Genomic DNA, 23,095 nt, shown 5'->3' on the forward strand with positions numbered 1-23,095 from the left:
ACCAACCGTGTTGAATCAACCGGTCCCGTTTTCGGACCGCGCCGTGCTGACGAGTCGCAATTCCCCGCTAGGAGCCTCCACGCGGCTTTCGGGCCGAGGGCAGAGCGGCAGCCCGACGCATCAGCGGCCCCAGCACCAGGGCTGGACGTGCAGGAATTCCGCCTGGCTGGGTGCGCTGTCCTCTTTTCTCAAGCTGCGCGACGGGTGCTTTCCTCCGCTGGAGGACGTCCTGCAAGGAGAATGCGTGCGCCTGGACGGTCGGCGAACGCCCTGCGGTAGCGCGGCAGGCCTTATTCGCGGTACACGACCGCGGAGATCGCCCGCGGAATGGCGTCGAACAAGTCGGATGCACTGATCGGAGCGCCGCCGTGCGCCAACCGGGCCGCCATACCGTGCAGGTAGGCGCCGCACGCCGCTGCCTCCCACGGAGGCAGGCCGGTAGCCAGCAGTGCGCCGATCATGCCTGCCAGCACATCCCCGCTCCCCGCCGTGGCGAGCAGGGGCGTGCCCGTCGGGTTGGCCGCCACCGCCCGGTTCGGTTCCGCAACCAGTGTCGTCGACCCCTTCACCAGCACGGTGCAGCCGTATTCGGCGGCAGCGCGCCGCGCATAGTCCAACCGGTGCGCTTCGACGTCGGCGCGCTCCACGCCGGGCAGGAGCCGCGTCAACTCTCCGGCGTGCGGGGTGAGCAGGGTGGGGGCTGTGCGCTCCCGCACCAGGGCCGGGTTGCGGGCGAGCAGAGTGAGAGCGTCGGCATCCACCAGCACCGGAACGTCACTGGCGAGCACCGCTTCCAGCTCGGCGAGCGCTGCGGGGTGCAGTCCGCGCCCCGGGCCGATCACCCAGGCCGCGACCCGCTGCGGCAGGCTCGCCACCGGGTCTACCGGGTCCAGCGCCGAGGCGACCGTCTCCGGCCACCGGGCCACTACCTCGCGCGCCACCTCCGGTTCGCCCACATACCGCAGCAAGCCCACCCCGGTGCGCAGTGCGCCCCCTGCGGCGAGCACCGCGGCCCCCCGGTAGCGGTTGCTGCCCGCGGCCAGCGCCAGCACTCCCCGACGGTATTTGTCGCTCTCCGCGGTGGGCCGGGGCAGCAGCGCGGCAACATCCTCAGCTTGGAAAGACACCAGGTCCGGGTCGGGTAGTTGCGGGGCCAGCCCGATATCGACGAACTCGACCACGCCTGCGCGCCCCGCGCCCGGGTCGACCAACAGTCCCGGCTTGTACGTGCCAAACGTGACCGTCACGTCGGCCCGCACGCTAGCCCCCGGCACCGCTCCCGTGTCCGCGTCCACCCCGCTGGGCAGGTCCACGGCAACCACCGCGGCATCGGTGGACTCGGTCAACGCGGCCAGTGAAGCGTGCGGTTCCCGCAACGCCCCGCGCACCCCGATCCCCACCAGGCCGTCCACGACGAGATCCGCTCCGGCGACAAGGGCCGCTGCCTGCTCCACCGAGGCCGTGCGGCCGCCGGCGGCCCGCAGTGCGGCCAGGCCGCGCTCATGCAGGGTGCGTCCCGCGCCGACCGCGGTGACCGCGGCGCCGCGACGTGCCAGCTCAGCCCCGGCGAAAAGCGCGTCACCGCCGTTGTCCCCGCTGCCGACCAGCAGCACTACGCGCGCCCCGGACACGCGGGGCAGGATCCGCACGCACACTGACGCCAGGCCGAAGGCGGCTCTCCGCATCAGCGTGCCTTCCGGCAGTTGCGCTAGGAGCGCGCCTTCCGCGGCGCGGACGGTTTCCACGATGTGTGCGGTGCGCATACCTCTCCCCGTGGTCGCTTCCGGGTGCGGGCACACCCGTCCTCCGGTGCAATCATGGTTGCGGACGGCATCGGATCGTGTGGTGCGGTGGTCCTTATCCAGCTACCCATCCGTCACCGATGCTGCCCGCCCGTCCTGGTTTACTTCTTCCAACGCGAAAGAGAAAGATCAGTCGTCATCCATCGACAAGCAGCACGGGACGCTCCCATGACCTACACCGACGACCGTGTCGATTCCGGTTTGACCGACCGCGTCTCCCTCCTGCAGAACGCCATGCACAAGCTCGGCGCGGACGTCATCCGGCTGCAGACCCAGCTCAGTGAGATCGCGACCGCGGCACCGCCGCGTTCGCAGGAACGGGCCCCCGCCTCGCAGTTCATCTTCAACCTGTCCCGGGATGAGTACCGGGGAGAACTCGCCGCTCTCGTCTCGTGGGTGAACGACTTCTTGATCCCCGTGTATGCGGGCCCAGTGACCCGCTGGTGCCCTGCCTGGTGGGAGCATCACGAGGCGGTAGGCAGGCTCCACGCGCTGCGTCTGTCCTACCTGGAGCTCACCGACACCACGATCTCCGGGGCATCGGGGCCGGGAATCTGGCACCGCGATCACCTGGACCCTGTCCTGGACCGGCTCTTCGCCCCTGACGGCCCGTTCGTGAACTGCCTGGGCCCCGCCGGGCACCGTCCGAAAGACTCCTGACTTCAGGTCTTCCGCAAACGGACCCGGCGGACCCGGTGGTCTTCTCCTTTGAAGAGGACCAGGGTCGCGCGCGGCCGGGTGGGGATGATGTTCTCCACCAGGTTGACCTCGTTGATGGTGTGCCAGGTGTGCATCGCGAATTCTTTGGCTTCTTCCTCAGAAGCGGACGTCGCCATCGCGTGGAAGTAGGAGCGCGGGTCCTCGAACGCGGTGCGGCGCAGTTCCAGGAACCGGTTCAGATACCACGACCGGATGTGCTCCACGCGGGCGTCCACGTAGAGGGAGAAGTCGAAGAAGTCGGCCAGCGCCAGCCGCCCGGGCGGAGGCGGCTGAAGCACGTTGATGCCCTCCACGATGAGGATGTCGGGCCGGTGCACGATCTGCGTCTCGCCAGGCAGGATGTCGTAGGCCAGGTGCGAGTAGACGGGGATCTCCATCTTGTCCGCTCCGGCCTTCATCTCTGAGACGAACCGGAGGAGAGCGCGCCGGTCGTAGCTTTCCGGGAAGCCCTTCCGGTTCATGATCCCGCGCTCCTCCAGCACCGCGTTGGGGTAGAGGAAGTTGTCGGTGCTGACCAGTTCGACGTGGGGATGGTCCGGCCACTGCGACAAGAGTGTCCGCAGCAGCCTGGCTGTCGTGGACTTGCCGACGGCTACGCTCCCCGCTACTCCGATGACGAACGGGGTGGGACGGTCGCTTTCCCCGAGGAAGTCCCGCACCGCCGCGTGCCGCTGCCGGGTCGCTTTGACATACAAGTTGAGCAGTCGGGAGAGCGGCAGGTAGATGTCCCGGACTTCGTCCAGCGACGTGGGGTCCGCGGTACCGCGGAGCTTCTCCAGTTCCGCTTCCGTCAGCGACAGCGGAGTCGCCGCCCGCAACTCGGCCCATGCTTGGCGGTCGAGTTCCACGTACGGCGTCAAAAAGCCGTTTTTCGTCGCGTGAGACACGTCTGCTCACCCTAGACGAACGGGATTCGGTACCTGTGGGGCACCCCGCCTCTTCACGCGTTCAGGCCCCTGACCATGGGTGGCACGGTGCGCCGGTGGAGCTTCCCCGGCCCCCTGCACCGCTGCGCAGTCCTGGCATAGGACTCTTCCGACAGTATGGGGCGGTGCTGTTCCCGTCCCGGCAGGGGGAAGGCTGCCCCTGCCCTGCAGACGCCGCGACACGCATTCCTCGCCTCTTTCGCTGTGTGGCCTGGCCGAGGATTCCGGGCGCCTCCCCGCAGCGTCCCCTCCCGATGTCCGCGGTGTTTTCCAGGGAGGTGCGGGACCCCCGGCTGAAAACCCGGTGTGAGAAGTCAGACGCTTTCCTGAGGCAACCACGGCAAACCCGCGGGGCCCGACCTGCGCCAAACCGGCGGGCTGGAGCACTGGTCTATACCGCTACCTGCGAAAATCATGCAAAGACAGGACCGCTGCTCCTCTCTTTCTCCCCCTTTTTTGGTTACTCTGACGCTCATGTGTGGAATCGTTGGCTACGTCGGGCCGAAACCGGCGCTGGAAGTCGTCGTCGAAGGTCTGGCCAGGCTTGAGTACCGGGGATACGACTCCGCGGGAGTTGCAGTGCTCAGTGACGGCAAACTCCAGACGGAGAAACGGGCCGGCAAGCTGGCGAACCTGCGGGCCGCGCTGCAAGCCAATCCGCGTTCCGCCGACGGCATCGGCATCGGCCACACCCGCTGGGCCACCCACGGTGCGCCCACCGACGGCAACGCCCACCCCCACGTAGACGAGATGAACCGTGTGGCGGTGGTCCACAACGGCATCATCGAGAACTTCGCGCAACTGCGGATGGAGTTGGAGGAGCGTGGCTGCAAGTTCCGCTCCGAAACCGACACCGAAGTCGTCGCCCACATGCTCAGCGAGCAGCTCACTGAGCACAACGGCGACCTTGGTGCGGCTATGCGCTCGGTGTGCCGCCGTCTTGAGGGCGCCTTCACCCTGGTCGCGATCTCCGAAGACGACCCGGGACTGGTGGTAGCCGCGCGCCGCAACTCCCCGCTGGTCGTCGGCCGTGGCAACGGAGAGAACTTCCTTGCCAGCGACGTGGCCGCGTTCATCGCGCACACCCGCGACGCCATCGAACTGGGCCAGGACCAGGTGGTCGAGCTGCGGGCCGACTCGATCACTATCACCGACTACGACGGTGCCCCTGCCCAGGTGCGCGAATACCACGTGGACTGGGACGCTTCCGCCGCGGAGAAGGGCGGCTATGACTACTTCATGCTCAAGGAGATCGCCGAACAGCCGCGTGCGATCGCGGACACGCTGCTCGGCCGGGTCGCCGTGGACGGCACGCTGACCCTGGACGAGATGCGGCTGGCTCCCGAGGAGCTGCGGCAGATCTCCAAGATCGTCATCGTCGCCTGCGGCAGCTCGTACCATGCGGGCCTGATCGCCAAGTACGCCATCGAGCACTGGTGCCGTATCCCGTGCGAGGTCGAGGTCGCCAGCGAGTTCCGCTACCGCGACCCGATCCTGGATCCCCAGACGCTGGTCATCGCCATCTCCCAGTCGGGGGAGAGCATGGACACCCTGATGGCGGTGCGCTACGCCCGGGAGCAGCAGTCCCGGGTGCTGGCGATCTGCAACGTCAACGGCTCCACGATTCCCCGGGAGTCCGACGGGGTGCTGTACACGCACGCCGGCCCCGAGGTGGGTGTGGCCGCGACCAAGACCTTCCTCACCCAGCTCGTCGCCTGCTACCTGGTCGGCCTCTACCTGGCTCAGGTGCGCGGCCTGAAGTTCGGCGACGAGATCAACGCGATCATCGGGCAGCTCGCCCGCATGCCGGAGCAGGTGGAGAAGGTACTCAACACCGTGCAGCCGGTCCGCGACCTGGCCCGCTCGCTCGCCGAAGCGAAGACGGTGCTCTTCCTAGGCCGGCACGTGGGCTACCCGGTGGCTATGGAAGGCGCCCTCAAGCTCAAGGAACTGGCCTACATGCACGCGGAAGCGTTCGCGGCCGGGGAACTCAAGCACGGACCGATCGCGCTCATCGAGGACGGTCTGCCGGTCGTTGTCGTGGTGCCGTCCCGCGAGGGCCGCAGCGTGCTGCACGACAAGATCGTCTCCAACATCCAAGAGATCCGGGCACGGGGTGCGCGGACCATCGTGATCGCGGAGGAGGGAGACGAGAGTGTCCGCCCCTACTCTGACACTCTGATCGAAATCCCCGCCGTGCCCACCCTGCTGCAACCGCTCGTGGCAACCGTGCCCCTGCAGGTGTTCGCCTGCGAGCTGGCACTGGCCAAGGGCAACGACGTGGACCAGCCACGCAACCTGGCCAAGAGCGTGACCGTGGAGTAAGTCTCGCATCTCGTGCGGAAGGGGCCGGCACGCCGAGTGCTGGCCCCTCGCTGTGTCCGCGGTCCTCGAGCAGGGCCGGGCAGCAGAGCCTTGGCGCACACACTGCTGCCCTGTTTCCCGCCGGGCGGGAAACAGGGCAGCAGCGCTTCCCAGCAGGCTTTTTACGCGTTGATGGACAGTTCGTCTCGGACTACGTCGGCCAGCCGGTCAGCGATGGCCTGAGCACGGTCCTGCGACGTTGCCTCCACCATCACCCGGACGATCGGCTCGGTGCCGCTCGGCCGCAGCAGGACGCGGCCGCTGTCCCCGAGCTCCGCCTCGGCCGCAGCCACTTCCGCAGCGATCCGCTCCGATGTGGCAACCCGGGTCTTGTCCACCCCGGACACGTTCACCAGCACCTGCGGCAGCCGGTTCATGACCTTGGCGAGCTCAGCCAGCGCCACTCCCCTCCGGTTGACCGCGGCGAGCAGGTGCATGCCGGTCAGCAGGCCGTCGCCCGTCGTCGCATGGTCCAGCAGGATGATGTGGCCGGACTGCTCCCCGCCCAGCGAATACGACCCAGCCCGCATGGCTTCGAGGACGTAGCGGTCGCCCACCTGGGTTTCGACCAGGGTGATCCCGGCTTCCTTCATGGCGAGTTTGAGTCCCAGGTTCGACATGACCGTGACCACGAGGGTGTTGTTGTGCAGCGCGTTCGCCTCGTACAGTTCCAGCGCCAAGACGGCCATGATCTGGTCGCCGTCGACAACAGATCCGTCAGCGGCCACCGCCTGGCAGCGGTCAGCGTCCCCGTCGTGCGCGATGCCCGCATCGGCGCCGTGCTCCAGCACCGCCGCGCGCAGCGCGTCCAGGTTGGTGGACCCGCATCCCTCGTTGATGTTGAACCCGTCGGGCTTGTCGCCGATCGCGATCACGTCGGCGCCGGCACGGCGCAGCGCCTCCGGGGCGATCCCCGCTGCCGCACCGTTGGCGCAGTCCACAACGACTTTCAACCCGTCCAAGCGGTTGGGCAGGGAGTTCACCAGGTGGGTGATGTAGCGTTCCACGCTGTCCGTATCGTCGGTGACCCGGCCGACGTCCCGGCCGGTTGCCCCCGCCACGGCACGGCCCAGCCGCCGTTCGATCTCGTCTTCCACCTCGTCTGACAGTTTGTGGCCGCCGCGGGCGAAGAATTTGATGCCGTTGTCCGGAGCCGGATTGTGACTGGCGGAGAGCATCACCCCGAAGTCCGCGTCCAGTTCGCCTGTCAGAAAAGCCACGGCAGGCGTGGGCAGCACACCGAGGCGGATGACGTCCACCCCGGCGCTGGCGAGTCCCGCTACTACGGCCGCTTCCAGGAACTCGCCTGAGGCACGCGGATCACGGCCGACCACGGCGCGGGGCCGCTTTCCGGGAATGCCTCGCTCTGGGAGGACTTCAGCCGCCGCAATGGCGAGCTCCAGGGTTAGTCCAGCAGTGAGATCGCGGCCCGCAAGCCCGCGGACTCCGTCGGTGCCAAACAGCCGTGTCACGAACCAATCGCTCCGTTTCGTCCAGATGATGGCGCTGGTCGCCGCTACGGACACCAGTATGTGGCGGCGAGAGCGCACCAGTGCCGATAGAAACGACTATGGCCCGCACTGACCACTCGTTTTTGAGACAACGAGTCATCAGTGCGGGCCTAGGACCTGTTCCCCGTGGGACACGTCCAATCGTGACCACGTTGTAATAACGTGGTCGCCAAGTCGGAAAAGAACTACCGCTTGGAGTACTGGGGCGCCTTGCGGGCCTTCTTAAGACCGGCCTTCTTCCGCTCGACCTTCCGGGCGTCCCGAGTGAGGAAGCCGGCCTTCTTCAGCGGCGGACGGTTGTGCTCGGGATCCATGGCGGCAAGTGCGCGGGCGAGGCCGTGACGGAGCGCACCGGCCTGGCCGCTGGTGCCACCGCCGTTCAGGCGTGCGAAGACGTCGTAGGCGCCCTCAAAACCCAGAGTGGCCAAGGGCTCCTTGATGAGCTGCTGGTGCACCTTGTTCGGGAAGTACTCCTCAAGCGACTTGCCGTTGATCTTCCACTCACCGGTGCCCGGGACGACACGGACGCGCGCGACAGCGGTCTTCCGGCGGCCCGTTCCCAGAGAGGGGCCGACCGCCGTCGGGATGTATGTCTCGCCGACCGTCTCGGGAGTCTCGGTGGTGTACTCGGCCGGGTACTCTTCGGAGTTCTCGTCGTATTCCTGAACGTCTTCGATGCCGGTGGGCTCGACCACGGTTCTCCTCGTACTTCCTTAGTCTCGCGACGCCTACGCGGGCTGCTTGATCTTGGTGATCTCGTACGGCACCGGCTTCTGGGCCTGGTGCGGGTGCTCCGGCCCGGCGTACACCTTGAGCTTCTTCGCCATCCGACGGCCGAGAGAGTTCTTCGGCAACATGCCCTTGACCGCCTTCTCTACAGCGCGTGCCGGGTTCTTCGCCATCAGTTCGCTGTAGGGAATGGAACGCAGGCCGCCGGGGTAGCCGGAGTGACGGTAGGCCCGCTTCTGCTCCAGCTTCTTACCGGTCAGCACCACCTTGTCGGCGTTCACGACGATCACGTAGTCACCGGTGTCGACGTGGGGCGCGTAGTACGGCTTGTGCTTGCCGCGCAACAGCGTGGCAACGCGACTAGCCAGCCTGCCGAGCACGACATCGGAGGCGTCGATGACGTGCCACTGACGCTGAATATCGCTGGGCTTGGGGCTGAATGTGCGCACGATCGTATTGCCTTCTCAGTCGGCGGTGTCCGTCTCTGTGCGAGACGGCAAACTCGTACTTACTGGACCGAACAGTCTCCGGGTGTCCCGGAACTCTTCGATAGATTTGAGTGCGCAGACGGTGATGCGTGATCGGCGCCCAACGAGGTCTGGTGGGTACCCACGACAACTCAACGCACAACGACAGAGAATCGTAACCCGCACGCAGGCCACGGTCAAAATCCCCATGGCTCTCGTGGCATGCCATGGGGCGACCAGGCTCGCGCACGATGCGCGATTACTCCACTCTCATTATGCCTTGACCGTCGAGTGCTTGCGCACTGTCACCGGTCCCGACCCGCCGGGTCGATCACACCACCACGCGCGTCAATTCGAGGTCAGGTGCTCTGCCCCAGGGGAACCGGACGGTGGAACGGTCCACTGCGGAAAGCACTGACTAGGATGGTGCCGGCAGTGTCGCCACCGCCTTATCACATGAGGATAGCGTGTGAGCGGGGAAACCCCGCACCGCTCTCCTCGTTTCTTCTGTTCTGCCCCTGGCGGTGTGTCCGCTCGAACGTGCGACGCTCCGACAGGACTGTTCGCCCCCCTGGTCCGGTTCGCGGCTTCGCGACCGATTCTGAACAGGCGAGAATACGGAATTCGTGACGAAGCACGCGGCGGGGTTCAGCCGTTCGCGGCTCCACTCCCCGCCCCAGGACAGCATCCGGAGTCTCCCATCGCACCGCAACCGAACGAGCCAGCCGACGGACCAACTCCTCTCAGACCGTCGTTCCCTCCCCCGCCCGCCGACCCTCATCAGGGCGCGGACGAGACCGCGCAGGCTCCGCGGTCTGCTTCTTCCCTTCCATCATCCCCATCCAGCCAAGGCCATGACCTTCTCGGGTTGGAATCGCAATCCCCGTTAGGACCTATGCCATCCACAGCTCGTCCACCCCAGCCATCTCCTGGACAGCCTGGACCTTCCGGCCCGCAGCCCGCTCCGGGCCACGCGTCGACGGGGCCGCAGCCTGCCCAAGGACAGCCCGTGCCTGCGGGCCCGCACCCCGGTCAGGGGCAGCCCGCGCTTACCGGCCCGCAGCCTGCACAGGGCCAGCCCGGTCCTACGCAAGGCCAGCCGATGACGGGGCCTCAACCACCCCAAGGACAGCCCGGCCCCGGACAACCCCCCGGCCCACCACCCCGCCAGGCCCCACCCGCCGGACCACCCCTTCCCCCAGCCGGGGCCGCCCCCTCCGGACCCCAGCAAGGCCCCGCCGCATGGAATGCCCCCAGCGGCGCCCAACCACGCCTTCCTGCACCAGCCCAGGGCGGTTCCTCCGCCCCGCCGCCACAGCCTTCCCCGGCGCCGCCGGTGCCCGGCCCTGGCCACCCGGTACCGCCGGGGCCGCAGCCTGCACAGGGCCAGCCCGGTCCTGCGCAAGGCCAGCCGATGACGGGGCCTCAACCACCCCAAGGACAGCCCGGCCCCGGGCAACCCCCCGGCCCACCACCCCGCCAGGCCTCACCCGCCGGACCACCCCTTCCCCCAGCCGGGGCCGCCCCCTCCGGACCCCAGCAAGGCCCCGCCGCATGGAATGCCCCCAGCGGCGCCCAGCCGCCTCTTGCGCCTCCGGCGGGACAGGCTGCGGCATCACCGCCGCCCACGGCGCCCTTCCCCCCGCAGCAGCCCACGGAGCAGCCGCTCCAGGGGACCGTGCTGCCCCCAGGGGGGAAGGCACCCGGGGCCGAGGACGCTACCCAGGTCGTTCCTCCGGTCGCTGACGACGCCACCCAGGTGGTGCCCCCGGTGGACGCGGCAGCCACGCAGGCGATGCCGCCCGCAGGAGCCGCGCCCTCGGCTGGGCGGGACGACATCTTCGGCGGTCGGCCCATGTTCCGGGACGAGGTCGCCGCATCGGAGCCGGCGGCCAGCACCGCGGAAATGGACCTGTCCGAGTACGACGACTACGTGGACAGCCAGCGCCGCCGCTTCCCGGCGCGTCCGCTCCTCATCGGCGCTGGATTCGTCGCTCTCCTCCTCGTTGCCGGAGGAGGCGCGTTCCTGCTCGCTTCAGGAGGAGGCGGCTCCGAGTCCGCCGCCCCTTCGCCGGAAGGCGGCTACGACGTCTCGCTCGTCTCCGACGAATCCACCGATCCGGAACCGCTCAAAGCCGGGGAGCTCTTCGCGGAAGAGACCGTCGACATCGACGGGGAAACCTTCAGCCTCCTGCTCACCGACGACACCGACCGGTGCGACACCACCGCGCACGGCGACTACGCCGCGGTGCTCACCGAGCACGACTGCCGCCAAGTGGTACGGGCCACCTACGCGAACGAGGACGGCACCCGCGCTGTCACCGTCGGGGTGGCCGCGATGGCCAACTCCGACGGCGCGCAGGCAGCAGCCGAAGCACAAGACCCCGCAAACACCCTGTGGTTCGCTGGACTAGCCGGCCAGGAAGGCAGCGGGGCCGAGCGGATGGACATCGCCGGCGGCCACGTGGCCAGCGCGGTGTGGGGCCGCTACGTGGTCTTCTCCCTCGCTGCCAACGCAGACGGCCGAACCCCGGAAAACGAAGACCCGGAGCTGGAGAAGATCAGCGCCCACTTCATTGACCTGGCTCTCGCCCCCTTGGGCGAGCGGGCCGTGCAGTAGGCCCTGCAACCACCCTGCCGGGGGTGCCGCGGCCGTGGCACCCCCGGCGCCGCGGCTACTCTGCGGCCCGCTCCAAGACCCGGAACCTGCGGGTCGCCGCGGCCCGTGCGGCCAGCTCCTCATCCGCCGGGTAGCGCACCTCCTCCAACGTGAGGCCGTGCGGCGGCACCACGTGCACCGCCGAATCGCGTACCCCGGCCCGGAGCACTTGAGCAGGCCACTCCGGGGGACGACGGCCGTCCCCCACCGCGAGCAGCGCCCCCACTAGGGCGCGCACCATGTTGTGGCAGAACGCGTCCGCTTGCACCGTGGCCGCGTACACGTGCTCGCTCTCCCGCCGCCACTCCAAACGCTGGAGCTCCCGGACCGTGGACGCTCCCTCCCGTTTCCGGCAGTAGGCGGCGAAGTCGTGTTCGCCCAGCAGGGCGGCCGCAGCCTCGTTCATCCGGTCGACGTCCAAGGGGCGGCGGTGCCACAAGACTTCGTGGCGGCGCAGCGGATCCACCCCGCCCGGGGCATCGCTCACCCGGTAAACGTAGCGGCGGAACAGCGCGGAAAACCGGGCGTCGAACCCCGGGGGTGCCGGGGCTACCGCGGTCACCCGGACGTCAGGAGGCAGCACCCCGGCCAGGCGGCGCAGCAGCCGCTCCCCCTCGGCCTCCCACACGGACGCGGGCACGTCCACGTGGGCCACCTGGCCGCGGGCGTGCACTCCCGCATCCGTGCGGCCCGCCACGGTCAACTGGGGGGTGGGGATCCGCAGCACCCGGGCCAGTGCTGCCTGGAGCTCCCCTTGGACGGTGCGCCTTCCCGGCTGCTCCGCCCACCCGGAGAAGTCCGTGCCGTCATAGGAAATGTCTAACCTCAGCCGGGTCAGAGTCTCGTCCGTCACTGTTCCTGTCTCCGTCCACGACAAATGCCCGGCCCCCTGACGGGAACCGGGCATTCACACCATCACACGAGTGAAGGCTGGGGAGGTTACTTCTCCTCCGCTTCCCCTTCAGCCTGAGAAGCGTCGGCGGCCTCCGCGGTCTGCACCGAGGTGGCGCCCTCCGCGGGCTGCTTGCCGGCCTCAGCGGCGGGTTCCTGGCTCGCCGCTTCCTCGGTCTGCGCCCGCTTGCTGCCCGTCGCCGGCTTGTTCAGGGCTTCCACCAGCTCGATCACGGCCATCGGCGCGTTGTCGCCCTTGCGGTTGCCGATCTTGGTGATCCGCGTGTACCCGCCGTTGCGGTTCTCGTAGCGCGGGCCGATCTCGGTGAACAGCTCGTGCACAACCGCCTTGTCCCGGATCTTGGTCAGGACCTGGCGGCGAGCGTGCAGGTCACCGCGCTTCCCCAGCGTGATCAGCTTCTCCGCGTAGGGGCGCAGACGCTTGGCCTTGGCCTCCGTGGTCTTGATGCGACCGTGCCGGAACAGGGCGGTCGCCAGGTTCGCCAGCATGAGCCGCTCGTGTGCCGGGCCTCCGCCCAGCCGAGGCCCTTTCGTTGGCGTAGGCATGGTGTTCTCCTTTGATGCGGCCGCCCCAGTCCTGAGCTGGACCGGACCAGCCGGGGGTCTGTGGTCTAGTACTGCTCAGTCTCGACGTAGGACTGGTCGTGGTCGGAACCGTACGAACCGGCCGCGCTCCCCGGGTCGAACCCGCCCTGGGCGTCCTTCAGCGCGAGCCCCATGTCGCTCAGCTTCTGCTTGACTTCCTCTATTGACTTCGCACCGAAGTTCCGGATGTCCAGCAGGTCCTGCTCGGTGCGAGCGACGAGCTCGCCGACCGTGTGGATACCCTCGCGCTTGAGGCAGTTGTAGGAGCGGACCGTGAGGTTGAGGTCCTCGATCGGCAGTGCCAGATCCGCGGCCAGCGCAGCGTCCGTGGGAGAGGGACCCATGTCGATGCCTTCGGCGTCGACGTTGAGCTCCCGCGCCAACCCGAACAGCTCCACCAGGGTCTTGCCCGCGCTGGCCACCGCGTCGCGAGGCCGGATGGCCGGCTTGGTCCAGACGTCCAGGATGAGGCGGTCGAAGTCGGTGCGCTGCTCGACACGGGTCGCCTCGACCTTGTAGGTGACCCGCATGACGGGAGAGTAGATGGAGTCAATCGGAATCCGGCCGATCTCCTGCCCCGGCTGCTTGTTCTGGGCGGCGGAGACGTAGCCACGGCCCCGTTCGACCGTCATCTCCATCTCCAGCTTGCCCTTGCTGTTCAGGGTCGCGATGTGCATCTCCGGGTTGTGCACCTCGACCCCGGCAGGCGGAGCGATATCGGCGGCGGTGACCACTCCCGGTCCCTGCTTGCGCAGGTACATCAGTACCGGCTCGTCGTGCTCCGAGCTCACCACGAGACCCTTGAGGTTCAGGATGATCTCGGTAACGTCCTCCTTGACGCCGGGCACGGTGGTGAACTCGTGCTCAACACCCTCGATGCGGATGCTGGTCACGGCAGCACCGGGAATCGACGACAGCAGGGTGCGGCGCAGCGAGTTCCCGATGGTGTAGCCGAAGCCCGGCTCCAGGGGTTCAAGGATGAACTTGGAGCGGAACTCGGAGATCGGCTCTTCGGTCAGGGTGGGACGCTGAGCGATCAGCATGGTCCGTTTCTTCCTATCTCTCCCACGGCCGCCCGCTATATGACGGCCACTGGTCGGCCCCGCGGCCTGCGGGACCATTAACTAGCAACTGCCGGTCCGCCCCTCCGCCCGGTCTTACGCGGCGGAGGCGGCGTATGGAACGCGAATCAGACCCGGCGCCGTTTCGGCGGACGGCAGCCGTTGTGCGGAACCGGGGTGACGTCCTGGATCGAGCCGACCTCGAGCCCGGTCGCCTGCAGCGAACGGATCGCGGTTTCCCGGCCCGAGCCCGGACCCTTGACGAAGACGTCGACCTTGCGCACCCCATGCTCCTGCGCGCGGCGTGCGGCGGCCTCGGCAGCCATCTGCGCGGCGAACGGAGTGGACTTCCGCGACCCCTTGAACCCGACCTGTCCGGCACTGGCCCAGGAGATCACCGCGCCGGTCGGGTCGGTGATGCTCACAATCGTGTTGTTGAAGGTGCTCTTGATGTGCGCGTGCCCGTGGACGACGTTCTTCTTCTCTTTGCGGCGCACCTTGCGCCCGGCGCCCTGACGGCTCTTAGGCGGCATTCCCTACTCCCAAGATCATCGATCCGTTGCTGGCATCGGGCCCGAATGGCGGGGCCCGAACGGACTACTTCCGACCGGCCTTCTTCTTTCCGGCCACGGTCTTCTTCTTGCCCTTGCGGGTCCGTGCGTTGGTCTGCGTGCGCTGGCCGCGGACCGGCAGGCCGCGGCGGTGCCGGATACCCTGGTAGCAGCCGATCTCGATCTTGCGCCGAATGTCGGCCGCAACCTCGCGGCGCAGGTCACCCTCGACCTTGTAGTTGGCGTCGATCCACTCGCGGAGCTTGACCAGCTCCTCTTCGGTCAACTGGTAGACGCGGGTGTCGGGGTTGACCCCGGTGTTGGCCAGAGTCTCGGCCGCGCGGCTCCGGCCGATGCCGTAGACGTATGTAAGAGCGACCTCCACCCTTTTGTCCCGGGGGAGGTCGACGCCGGCGATGCGCGCCATCGGGCGTACTCCTTCTATGTCGCGGAGGTCTTTCCCGTTCCCGTGCCCTCTCGCCGCCCAACGACGAGGCCCCGGCCTCCGACCGGGGGTGGTCCCGGGGCACAATGCTCCGCCGGGATAGGAACGGGATTCTTCACACTGCAATGCCGGCCGACACATGTCGTCACCGGCGAACTGATTCTCCTATGTCAGAAAGCCAGGACTGGATTAACCCTGGCGCTGCTTGTGCCGCGGGTCCTCGCAGATCACCCTGATCTTGCCGTGACGGCGGATCACTCGGCACTTCGCGCAGATTCTCTTAACGCTCGGCTTAACCTTCATCGTCACTCCGGGTTCTGGGTCCACCTGCGTCGACCGCGGAACGGTGGACGCGAGCGGAGAAGCTACTTGTAGCGGTAAACGATGCGCCCGCGCGTGAGATCGTACGGGCTCAGCTCCACAACAACTCGGTCGTCGGGAAGAATACGGATGTAGTGCATCCGCATCTTTCCGCTGATGTGAGCCAGAACCTTATGCCCGTTGTCAAGCTCCACTCGGAACATAGCGTTGGGCAGGGACTCGATAACGGTGCCCTCAATCTCGATGGCGCCGTCTTTCTTAGCCATATCCTCCACGCTTCTGGAATCGGCCCCGTGAACACGGGGGCTACGGGTGCGGATCTCTCCGAGTGTGGAATGATCCGGCGCCCGACCAGGAATTGACCACTGAAATGCAGGTCAACTGCACTATCTTACGTCACGCGGATCGAAGACGCTTCTGCAGGCAGCCTGACCCAACAACCCGAGTGTTGTGCTCTCTCAGTCTACCTGCTCCCGTGAACGTCTTTGTCAGGCCGCTCCGCGCCGCGGTATGCCTGCCGCCCCACTACCCTCGGTGCGTCCGCTGACCCCACACAGTGATGTACACCACGGCCACCGCCCACAGGCCGATCGCCGCGACATACCATACGAGGTCTGCACCGAAGGAGACGAAGGCGGTCAGCGCACCGCCGAAGAGCAGCGTGCTCGCCCCGCCCACCAGCCAGCGCCTGGCCGTACCCGCAGCAACCGGGGCCCGGGTGTGTCGGGTACTCGCCACCAGCCCAGGAAGATCAGCCAAGTCATAGCCGGGCAGGTCCTCGGTGAGCGCGGCCAGTTCGCCCCGGGTCCGCGCCTGGTACGCCTGCGCGATCCGCTCGGCGAGCTCCTCCTCGTCCAAGCGCCCCTGCGCGCAATGTTCCCGGAGGCGTTCGGCGACACGCTCCCGATCCGCGTCGGAAGCCCGGACATGGGGGTTGGACTCCGCCACCACACCTCCTCCGCCGCTCTGTCCTTTTCACGCTACGGTCCGGTGGCAAGGAGGAGCAAAGACCGCGGCTGAAAATTCGTGTGGGCCGCCTGGGAAGGAGGCGGCCCACACGAATTCAGCACTGCTTCAGCACTGCGGTTCAGAAACCGGGATCCGGGAATCCGAGCGAGGCGATCTTCTCCCGGTTCTCCTCTCGGGCGGTGAGCACCAGGGGGCCGTCGGCTGTGATCGCCACCGAGTGCTCGAAGTGCGCCGAGCGGCTCCCATCCCGTGTCACCACGGTCCACCCGTCCTCCAGCAGGTGGACGTGCCGGGTGCCGCGGTTGACCATGGGCTCGATCGCCAGGCACATGCCTTCGACCAGGCGCATTCCCCGGCCGGGCGGCGAGTAGTTGAGCACGTGCGGCTCCATGTGCATCTGGGTGCCGATCCCGTGCCCGCCGTACTCGCGGACGTTTCCGAAGTTGCCGCGCGAAGCGATGTAGGACTCGATGGCATGCCCGATGTCGCCGAGCCGGTTGCCCGGACGCATCTGCGCGATGCCCTGCCACATCGCTTCCTCGCACACCTCCATCACCGTGCGGTCCTCCTCGGTAACCGTCCCCACCGGGACCGTGATGGCGGAGTCGCCGTGCCACCCGTCGAGGATGGCCCCGCAGTCGATGGAGATGATGTCCCCGTCCGCAAGCACCTTGGTGGCCCGCGGAATCCCGTGGACCACCTCTTCATTGACGGAAGCGCAGATCGATCCGGGGAAACCGTGATAGCCCTTGAAGGACGGGATGGCCCCTGCCTCGCGGATGCTCTGCTCGGCAAGGGCGTCCAACTCCAAGGTGCTGATCCCGGGACGCACCGCCTCGCGCAGCAGGTCGAGAGTGCGGGCCACGACTCGCCCCGCAGCCCGCATCTTCTCGATCTCAGCCGGCGACTTCAGTTCGATCCGGTTTCGCCCTTTACGCAACATCAGGCTCTGCTTTTCAGCGCTGTCATGGCCCGCTGGGTGACCTCCTCGATCGGCCCGACTGCGTCGATCTTCTCCAGCAGTCCGCGCTTCTCGTAGAAGGAGACCAGCGGAGCAGTTTGCTCCCGGTAGACGACCAAACGGTGCCGGATCGTCTCCTCGTTGTCGTCGCTGCGGTTGTCGATCCGGGCCCGCTCCGCAAGCCGCCGGATCACTTCCTCCTCGTCAACGACGAGCTCGAGGACAACGTCGAGCTTGACACCCAGATCGGCAAGCATCTCGTCCAGCGTTTCCGCCTGCGCGAGATTGCGCGGAAAGCCGTCCAAGAGGAAGCCTGCACGAGCGTCGTCCTCGGCCAGCCTATCGCGCACCATGGCGTTGGTGATCTCGTCAGGGACGAGGTCGCCACGGTCCATATAGGCCTGGGCCTTCTTACCCAACTCGGTGCCACCGCTGACGTTGGCACGGAAGATGTCTCCGGTGGACACCTTCGGAATCGACAGTTTGGACGCCAAGATCTGGGCCTGGGTGCCTTTTCCGGCCCCTGGAGGTCCCACCAGTACAACGCGCATCTATCGCAGAAAACCCTCGTAGTTCCTCTGCTGGAGGTGACTCTCGATCTGCTTCACCGTGTCCAGCCCGACACCAACCATGATCAGGATGCTGACGCCGCCGAACGGGAAGTTCGCGGCAGCCCCGGAAGTCCCCAGAGCCACCATCGGCAACAGCGCGATCACACCCAGGTACAGCGCACCAGGCGTCGTCAGCCGGGTAAGGACGTAGTCCAGGTACTCGGCGGTCGGACGTCCCGGGCGAATACTCGGGATGAATCCACCGTACTTCTTCATGTTGTCGGCCACTTCAGCGGGGTTGAAAGTAATGGCCACGTAGAAGAAGGCGAAGCCGACAATGAGGAGGAAGAAGGTGGTCAGGTAAACCGGGTGGTTCCCCATCGGGTTGAAGTAGGTGTTGAGGAAGTCCACCACCTTGTTGTCGGTTTCGGCGCCCAGCAGTCCGACCACCAGGGTCGGCAGGTACAGCAGGGACGAGGCGAAGATGACCGGAATCACACCGGCCTGGTTCACCTTCAGCGGGATGTAGGTCGAGCTGCCACCGTACATCCGGCGGCCCACCATGCGCTTGGCGTACTGCACGGGGATACGGCGCTGGGCCTGCTCGATGAAGACCACACCTGTGATAAGCACCACTCCGGCCACGCAGACGAGGGCGAAGACCCACGCGGGGTTCTCGCTCCAGATGCGCATCATGCCGGCGGGGAACTCCGCGATGATCTGGGTGAAGATCAGCAGCGACATGCCGTTGCCGACCCCGCGCTCGGTGATCAGCTCACCGAACCACATGATGACGCAGGTGCCCGCAGTCATCACGAACACGATCATGATCAGGACCGGCAGCTCGTAAGAGGTGTGGAGGAAGGGCATGTACTCTTCGGGTATACAGGCGTTCTGGAAGAGCTGCCCGGTCCGGGCCATCGCGATGACACTGGTGGACTGGAGGACGGCCAGAGCGATCGTCAGGTAACGGGTGTATTGTGTGATCTTGCTCTGCCCGGCCTGGCCTTCCTTCTTCAGTGCTTCAAGCCGCGGCACCACCACCGTGAGCAGGTTGAGGATAATGCTCGCGGTGATGTACGGCATGATGCCCAGCGCGAAGACGGCGAGTTGCAGCAGCGCGCCACCGCTGAACAAGTTGATCAGCGCATAGATATTCGAGGCACCGGTCTCGGCCGTCTGCTGGACACACTTCTCAATAGCGACACTGTCGATCCCCGGGGCGGGGATGACGGCGCCGAGCCTGAAAATCGTCAGGATAAACAGCGTGAACAGCAGTTTGTTACGTAGTTCAGGCGTGCGAAACGCACGGACGAACGCACCTAGCACGTCTCCTCCTGCCAGGCGTCGACGGCGCAGCCGATTCGAGACATCGCGGCCGATCCTGGATCGTCGTAATCATCGGCCCCGACCACAACAGCCGGAGCCTCGTCAAGTCAAGCAGAAGGCACATTAGCAGCCATTGAACAATTGGTGTGGACCACCAAGTTCACAATAAGAACACACTCGGTGGCACACCGTACCAAGAACCCCCCGGAAAAAGGGACAGGGGCGTTCACCGATCTTCCCAATCTCGTGGGCATGATCGATGAGACGCCCCCACACGTCCTCAGGGATGCCCCTAGATCTCGGTGACGCTGCCACCAGCCGCAAGGATCTTCTCCTTGGCAGAGCTGGAGAACGCGTTCGCGCTCACCCGCACCGGAACCGAAATCTCTCCAGTGCCCAGCACCTTGACCGGCTGATTCTTGCGCACCGCACCCTTGGCGACCAGGTCCTCAATGGTGACCTCGCCGCCCTCGGGGTACAGCTTGCTCAGCTTGTCCAGGTTCACCACCTGGTACACGGTCTTGAATTTGGCGTTACTGAAGCCCTTGAGCTTCGGAATCCGGCGGATGAGGGGCATCTGGCCACCCTCGAAACCGGCCGGCACCGTGCTCCGAGCCTTGGTGCCCTTGGTACCGCGGCCGGCGGTCTTACCCTTCGACGCCTCACCGCGGCCCTTGCGGATCTTGGCCTTGTTGGAGCCGGGGGCCGGACGCAGGTGGTGGAGCTTGAGCAACTCGCTCATGAGCTGACCTCCTCGACGGTGACGAGGTGCGCGACAACGTTGATCTGTCCGCGAACCTCGGGGCGGTCGTCGCGGATGACCGACTTACCGATCCGACCGAGGCCGAGGGAGGCAAGCGCGGCGTGCTGCTTCCGGTTACCGCCGATCTTCGACCGGACCTGGGTAATCTTGAGCTTCGCCATCACCTACACCCCCGCCTTGGCTTCCGCGCGAGCGCGCAGCATGGGCGCCGGAACGACATCTTCCAGCGGCAGGCCACGCCGGGCGGCGATCTCTTCGGGACGGCTCAGGCTCTTCAGAGCAGCAACCGTCGCGCGCACAATGTTGATCGGGTTCGACGACCCGAGCGACTTGGTGAGGACGTCGTGGATGCCAGCGCACTCCAGCACGGCACGCACCGGACCACCGGCGATCACACCGGTACCGGGAGCGGCCGGGCGGAGCAGGACCACGCCGGCAGCGTCCTCTCCCTGGACCTGGTGCACGATGGTGCCCCCGATCCGCGGGACCCGGAAAAAGTTCTTCTTCGCTTCCTCAACACCCTTGGCGATCGCCGCGGGCACTTCCTTCGCCTTGCCGTAGCCGACGCCGACCATGCCGTTGCCGTCGCCGACCACGACCAGAGCGGTGAAGCTGAACCGGCGTCCACCCTTGACGACCTTGGCGACCCGGTTGATCTTCACAACCCGCTCGATGTAGGAGACGCCCTTGTCAGCGGAACCGCCGCGGCGATCGTCACGGCCGGAACGCCGCTCGCCACCGGCGCCGCGCCGCGGAGCTGCAGCCATCAGTGGTTCCTCTTCCCGTCGTTGAAACTGCGGTTGTCAGGAGTCATCACTAGAACTCCAGGCCGCCTTCGCGCGCGCCGTTAGCCAGCGCCGCGACACGGCCGTGGTAGCGGTAGCCGGCCCTGTCGAAAACGACAGCGGTGATCCCGGCGGCTTTCGCACGCTCGGCGAGCACCTTGCCCACCAGGTGCGACTTCTCGGTTTTCCTGCCCTCCTCGCCGCGGATGGAGGCCTCCAGGGTGGAGGCGGACACCAGGGTGTGCCCCTTGGTGTCGTCCACAATCTGCGCGACGATGTGCTTGAGCGAACGGGTGACGACCAGACGCGGACGCTCCGGCGTGCCCCGAACCTTCTTGCGGACCCGCATGTGGCGGCGCGCCCGGGCGGCCGCACGGGGGGAAACGCCCCTGCGGGTAAGCGACGACCTCTTCGCCATGCTTACTTACCAGCCTTTCCGGCCTTGCGGCGGATTCTCTCGCCCTGGTAGCGGATGCCCTTCGCCTTGTAGGGGTCGGGCTTGCGCAGGCTGCGGATGTCCGCGGCCACCTGGCCCACCTTCTGCTTGTCGATTCCCTCGACGTGCAGCAGGGTCGGCTTCTCCACCCGGAACGTGATGCCCTCCGGAGGTTCCACGACGATGGGGTGGCTGTAGCCCAGAGAGAACTCCAGGTTCCGGCCCTTGGCCTGGACGCGGTAGCCCACACCCGAGATCTCGAGGGTCTTGGTGTACCCCTTGGAGGTGCCCTCGATCAGGTTGGCAATCAACGAGCGGGTAAGCCCGTGCAAGGAACGGGTCTGCGGTCGATCGTCCGCACGCGATACCTTTACCTGGCCGTCTTCCAGGGTAACGGTGATCGACGGCGGGACAGTGTGCTTGAGTTCGCCCTTCGGCCCCTTGACTTTGACGTCTTTACCGTCGATGGTGACTTCGACGCCCTTGGGGACCGAGATCGGCTGTCGGCCAATACGCGACATGCTGAAATCTCTCCCTGTTACCAGACGTAAGCGAGGACTTCGCCGCCCACGCCGTTCTTCTTGGCCTCTTTGTCCGTCATCAGGCCGCTGGACGTCGAAATAATGGCCACGCCAAGTCCGCCGAGGACACGCGGAAGGTTGTCCTTCTTCGCGTACACCCGCAGACCAGGCTTGGACACACGACGGAGCCCGGCGATAGCACGCTCACGGGTGGGCCCGTACTTGAGAGTCACCACCAGGTTCTTGCCGACGCGGGCGTCTTCGACACGCCAGCCCTGGATGTAGCCCTCCTTCTGGAGGATCTCGGCGATGTGCGCCTTAATCTTCGAATACGGCATCGCCACGGTCTCGTGGTATGCCGCGTTCGCGTTACGCAGACGTGTGAGCATGTCTGCGATTGGGTCGGTCATCGTCATGGCCGATTGGCCCTTTCCTCGCTGCGGTTTCCCCGGAAACGGAACTCTCCCCCGAGCCCGCGTCCCGATTTATTCGGGTTGTCCGAGGACCTGCCGCGTGGTCATGGACATCGGGCGGGTGGGTGTTCCGCGTGATGTCCGGTCGGTCGTGAACACAATGATGAGCGGCGGGCACACGCCCCACCGCATACCTGCCGGGGCCGGCCGGACCGGCCGACCCGACGAGTCTGCTTGCTACCAGCTGGCCTTGGTGACGCCCGGCAGCTCGCCCCGGTGCGCCATCTCGCGGAAGCAGATCCGGCACAGGCCGAACTTCCGGAAGACAGCGCGCGGGCGGCCACACCGCGAGCATCGAGTATACGCACGAACCCGGAACTTGGGCTTCCGGTTCGCCTTGGCGATCAGCGCCTTCTTGGCCATCCCTACTCCCCTAGTCTTCCTTGAAAGGGAATCCGAGCCGCCGCAGCAGGCTCCGCCCTTCCTCGTCGGTGGCCGCCGTGGTGACGATCGTGATGTCCATGCCGCGCTGCCGGTCGACCTTGTCCGGGTCGATCTCGTGGAACATCACCTGTTCGGTGAGACCGAAGGTGTAGTTCCCGTTCCCGTCGAACTGCTTGGCCGACAGGCCGCGGAAGTCACGGATGCGCGGAAGCGCTAGGGTGAGCAGCCGGTCCAGGAACTCCCACATCCGGTCGCCGCGCAGCGTCACACTGGCTCCGATGGGCTGACCCTGCCGCAGCTTGAACTGCGCGATGGACTTCTTGGCCCGGTTGATCTTGGGCTTCTGTCCCGTGATCGCGGACAGGTCAGCGATCGCACCCTGGATGAGCTTGGCGTCCCGGGCCGCGTCGCCGACACCCATGTTGACCACGATCTTGGTCAGCCCAGGCACCTGCATGATGTTCGTGTAGCCGAACTCTTCACGCAGGGCCGGGATGATCTCCTCGCGGTACTTCTGCTTCAGCCGCGGAATGGGCGGAGCGTCGATCTCGTTCGTGACCGTCATCAGATTTCCTTACCGGTACGGCGGGAGATCCGAACCTTGGTTCCGTCCTCCTTGAAGCGGTAGCCGACCCGGGTAGGACGGCCGTCCTCAAGGAGCGCGACGTTGCTCACGTGGATCGGCGCTTCGAGGGTGACAACCTCACCCTGCTGGCCACCCGCCTGGTTCGCCTTCTTGTGCTTCTTAATGAGGTTGACGCCCTCGACGATGACTCGCTGCTCCTTGGGAAGGGCCTTCTTGACCTTCCCCGTGGCACCCTTGTCCTTACCGGCGATGACGATAACCTCGTCGCCCTTCTTGATCTTCAT

Annotated in this window: 28 protein-coding genes; 3 read left to right on the plus strand and 25 right to left on the minus strand. The window is 66.6% G+C overall.

The genetic code is table 11. The annotated features are described in order from the left end of the window. Positions 1-290: 290 nt before the first annotated feature. Complete coding sequence (locus tag TFU_RS12975) at positions 291-1,763, minus strand: bifunctional ADP-dependent NAD(P)H-hydrate dehydratase/NAD(P)H-hydrate epimerase (RefSeq protein WP_011293031.1); 1,473 nt, start codon at positions 1,761-1,763, stop codon at positions 291-293. 207 nt (positions 1,764-1,970) lie between these two features. On the opposite strand from TFU_RS12975, the gene TFU_RS12980 reads away from it, so the two are divergent. After that, the gene (locus TFU_RS12980; protein ID WP_011293032.1) at positions 1,971-2,462 is read left to right on the plus strand and encodes a DUF4913 domain-containing protein; all 492 of its coding nucleotides are present in this window, start codon (positions 1,971-1,973) and stop codon (positions 2,460-2,462) included. Between the two features lie 2 nt (positions 2,463-2,464). Here the strand turns inward: TFU_RS12980 and coaA are convergent, their stop codons facing one another. After that, positions 2,465-3,370, minus strand: coding sequence for a type I pantothenate kinase (coaA, locus tag TFU_RS12985; protein WP_016189231.1), 906 nt, complete (start codon positions 3,368-3,370; stop codon positions 2,465-2,467). A 552-nt stretch (positions 3,371-3,922) separates the two neighbouring features. On the opposite strand from coaA, the gene glmS reads away from it, so the two are divergent. Beyond that, positions 3,923-5,773 carry a glutamine--fructose-6-phosphate transaminase (isomerizing) gene (gene glmS, locus TFU_RS12990; protein ID WP_016189232.1) on the plus strand — a complete coding sequence of 617 codons (1,851 nt, stop codon included), beginning with the start codon at positions 3,923-3,925 and terminating at the stop codon, positions 5,771-5,773. A gap of 161 nt (positions 5,774-5,934) precedes the next feature. On the opposite strand, the gene glmM is transcribed toward glmS, so the two are convergent. The 3 genes from glmM to rplM form a co-directional block, all read right to left on the minus strand. Beyond that, entirely contained in the window at positions 5,935-7,284 is a 1,350-nt protein-coding gene (gene glmM / locus TFU_RS12995; RefSeq protein WP_011293035.1) for a phosphoglucosamine mutase, read from the minus strand. A 224-nt stretch (positions 7,285-7,508) separates the two neighbouring features. Further along, on the minus strand, positions 7,509-8,018 hold the full coding sequence (gene rpsI / locus TFU_RS13000; RefSeq protein ID WP_011293036.1) for a 30S ribosomal protein S9: 510 nt from the start codon (positions 8,016-8,018) through the stop codon (positions 7,509-7,511). Between the two features lie 33 nt (positions 8,019-8,051). After that, positions 8,052-8,501, minus strand: coding sequence for a 50S ribosomal protein L13 (gene rplM / locus TFU_RS13005; RefSeq protein WP_011293037.1), 450 nt, complete (start codon positions 8,499-8,501; stop codon positions 8,052-8,054). A gap of 1,696 nt (positions 8,502-10,197) precedes the next feature. Between rplM and TFU_RS13010 the strand changes: the two genes are divergently transcribed. Beyond that, positions 10,198-11,139, plus strand: a complete 942-nt coding sequence (locus TFU_RS13010; protein WP_016189234.1) for a hypothetical protein — start codon at positions 10,198-10,200, stop codon at positions 11,137-11,139. A 55-nt stretch (positions 11,140-11,194) separates the two neighbouring features. Here TFU_RS13010 and truA read toward each other — a convergent pair whose 3' ends face one another. From truA to rplX, 20 genes are all read right to left on the minus strand, one after another. Further along, the gene (gene truA, locus TFU_RS13015; RefSeq protein WP_011293039.1) at positions 11,195-12,085 is read right to left on the minus strand and encodes a tRNA pseudouridine(38-40) synthase TruA; all 891 of its coding nucleotides are present in this window, start codon (positions 12,083-12,085) and stop codon (positions 11,195-11,197) included. Between the two features lie 32 nt (positions 12,086-12,117). Beyond that, a complete protein-coding gene (gene rplQ / locus TFU_RS13020) occupies positions 12,118-12,636 on the minus strand; it encodes a 50S ribosomal protein L17 (RefSeq protein ID WP_011293040.1) in 519 nt (172 codons plus the stop codon). A 65-nt stretch (positions 12,637-12,701) separates the two neighbouring features. Beyond that, positions 12,702-13,718: a DNA-directed RNA polymerase subunit alpha gene (locus tag TFU_RS13025; RefSeq protein WP_011293041.1), complete on the minus strand. Its 1,017-nt coding sequence runs from the start codon at positions 13,716-13,718 to the stop codon at positions 12,702-12,704. 146 nt (positions 13,719-13,864) lie between these two features. Then, positions 13,865-14,269 carry a 30S ribosomal protein S11 gene (gene rpsK / locus TFU_RS13030; RefSeq protein ID WP_011293042.1) on the minus strand — a complete coding sequence of 135 codons (405 nt, stop codon included), beginning with the start codon at positions 14,267-14,269 and terminating at the stop codon, positions 13,865-13,867. A gap of 64 nt (positions 14,270-14,333) precedes the next feature. Next, positions 14,334-14,714 (minus strand): 30S ribosomal protein S13, encoded by a 381-nt coding sequence (gene rpsM / locus TFU_RS13035; RefSeq protein ID WP_011293043.1) that lies wholly within the window; start codon positions 14,712-14,714, stop codon positions 14,334-14,336. A 207-nt stretch (positions 14,715-14,921) separates the two neighbouring features. Then, on the minus strand, positions 14,922-15,035 hold the full coding sequence (gene rpmJ, locus TFU_RS15890; RefSeq protein WP_011293044.1) for a 50S ribosomal protein L36: 114 nt from the start codon (positions 15,033-15,035) through the stop codon (positions 14,922-14,924). Positions 15,036-15,097: 62 nt separating this feature from the next. Continuing rightward, positions 15,098-15,319 carry a translation initiation factor IF-1 gene (gene infA / locus TFU_RS13040; RefSeq protein ID WP_011293045.1) on the minus strand — a complete coding sequence of 74 codons (222 nt, stop codon included), beginning with the start codon at positions 15,317-15,319 and terminating at the stop codon, positions 15,098-15,100. 259 nt (positions 15,320-15,578) lie between these two features. After that, positions 15,579-16,001 carry a DUF1707 SHOCT-like domain-containing protein gene (locus TFU_RS13045; RefSeq protein WP_227480927.1) on the minus strand — a complete coding sequence of 141 codons (423 nt, stop codon included), beginning with the start codon at positions 15,999-16,001 and terminating at the stop codon, positions 15,579-15,581. Between the two features lie 139 nt (positions 16,002-16,140). Then, positions 16,141-16,965 carry a type I methionyl aminopeptidase gene (gene map, locus TFU_RS13050; RefSeq protein WP_011293047.1) on the minus strand — a complete coding sequence of 275 codons (825 nt, stop codon included), beginning with the start codon at positions 16,963-16,965 and terminating at the stop codon, positions 16,141-16,143. Beyond that, positions 16,965-17,534, minus strand: coding sequence for an adenylate kinase (locus tag TFU_RS13055; protein WP_011293048.1), 570 nt, complete (start codon positions 17,532-17,534; stop codon positions 16,965-16,967). Before TFU_RS13055 ends, map begins: the two co-directional genes overlap by 1 nt. Beyond that, positions 17,535-18,863, minus strand: coding sequence for a preprotein translocase subunit SecY (secY, locus tag TFU_RS13060; protein ID WP_011293049.1), 1,329 nt, complete (start codon positions 18,861-18,863; stop codon positions 17,535-17,537). A gap of 292 nt (positions 18,864-19,155) precedes the next feature. Then, complete coding sequence (rplO, locus tag TFU_RS13065; protein ID WP_011293050.1) at positions 19,156-19,605, minus strand: 50S ribosomal protein L15; 450 nt, start codon at positions 19,603-19,605, stop codon at positions 19,156-19,158. After that, the gene (rpmD, locus tag TFU_RS13070; RefSeq protein ID WP_011293051.1) at positions 19,602-19,787 is read right to left on the minus strand and encodes a 50S ribosomal protein L30; all 186 of its coding nucleotides are present in this window, start codon (positions 19,785-19,787) and stop codon (positions 19,602-19,604) included. Before rpmD ends, rplO begins: the two co-directional genes overlap by 4 nt. Positions 19,788-19,790: 3 nt before the next feature. Beyond that, positions 19,791-20,393, minus strand: coding sequence for a 30S ribosomal protein S5 (gene rpsE, locus TFU_RS13075; protein WP_011293052.1), 603 nt, complete (start codon positions 20,391-20,393; stop codon positions 19,791-19,793). Positions 20,394-20,442: 49 nt separating this feature from the next. Continuing rightward, complete coding sequence (gene rplR / locus TFU_RS13080; RefSeq protein ID WP_011293053.1) at positions 20,443-20,829, minus strand: 50S ribosomal protein L18; 387 nt, start codon at positions 20,827-20,829, stop codon at positions 20,443-20,445. Between the two features lie 2 nt (positions 20,830-20,831). Next, positions 20,832-21,368 carry a 50S ribosomal protein L6 gene (gene rplF / locus TFU_RS13085; RefSeq protein ID WP_011293054.1) on the minus strand — a complete coding sequence of 179 codons (537 nt, stop codon included), beginning with the start codon at positions 21,366-21,368 and terminating at the stop codon, positions 20,832-20,834. Positions 21,369-21,385: 17 nt separating this feature from the next. Further along, positions 21,386-21,784, minus strand: a complete 399-nt coding sequence (gene rpsH / locus TFU_RS13090) for a 30S ribosomal protein S8 (protein WP_011293055.1) — start codon at positions 21,782-21,784, stop codon at positions 21,386-21,388. Between the two features lie 234 nt (positions 21,785-22,018). Next, the gene (locus TFU_RS13095; protein WP_011293056.1) at positions 22,019-22,204 is read right to left on the minus strand and encodes a type Z 30S ribosomal protein S14; all 186 of its coding nucleotides are present in this window, start codon (positions 22,202-22,204) and stop codon (positions 22,019-22,021) included. Positions 22,205-22,214: 10 nt separating this feature from the next. Continuing rightward, positions 22,215-22,790 (minus strand): 50S ribosomal protein L5, encoded by a 576-nt coding sequence (rplE, locus tag TFU_RS13100; protein ID WP_011293057.1) that lies wholly within the window; start codon positions 22,788-22,790, stop codon positions 22,215-22,217. Next, the gene (gene rplX, locus TFU_RS13105; RefSeq protein WP_011293058.1) at positions 22,790-23,095 is read right to left on the minus strand and encodes a 50S ribosomal protein L24; all 306 of its coding nucleotides are present in this window, start codon (positions 23,093-23,095) and stop codon (positions 22,790-22,792) included. Before rplX ends, rplE begins: the two co-directional genes overlap by 1 nt.

This window comes from Thermobifida fusca YX, assembly GCF_000012405.1.
Classification (GTDB): domain Bacteria; phylum Actinomycetota; class Actinomycetes; order Streptosporangiales; family Streptosporangiaceae; genus Thermobifida; species Thermobifida fusca.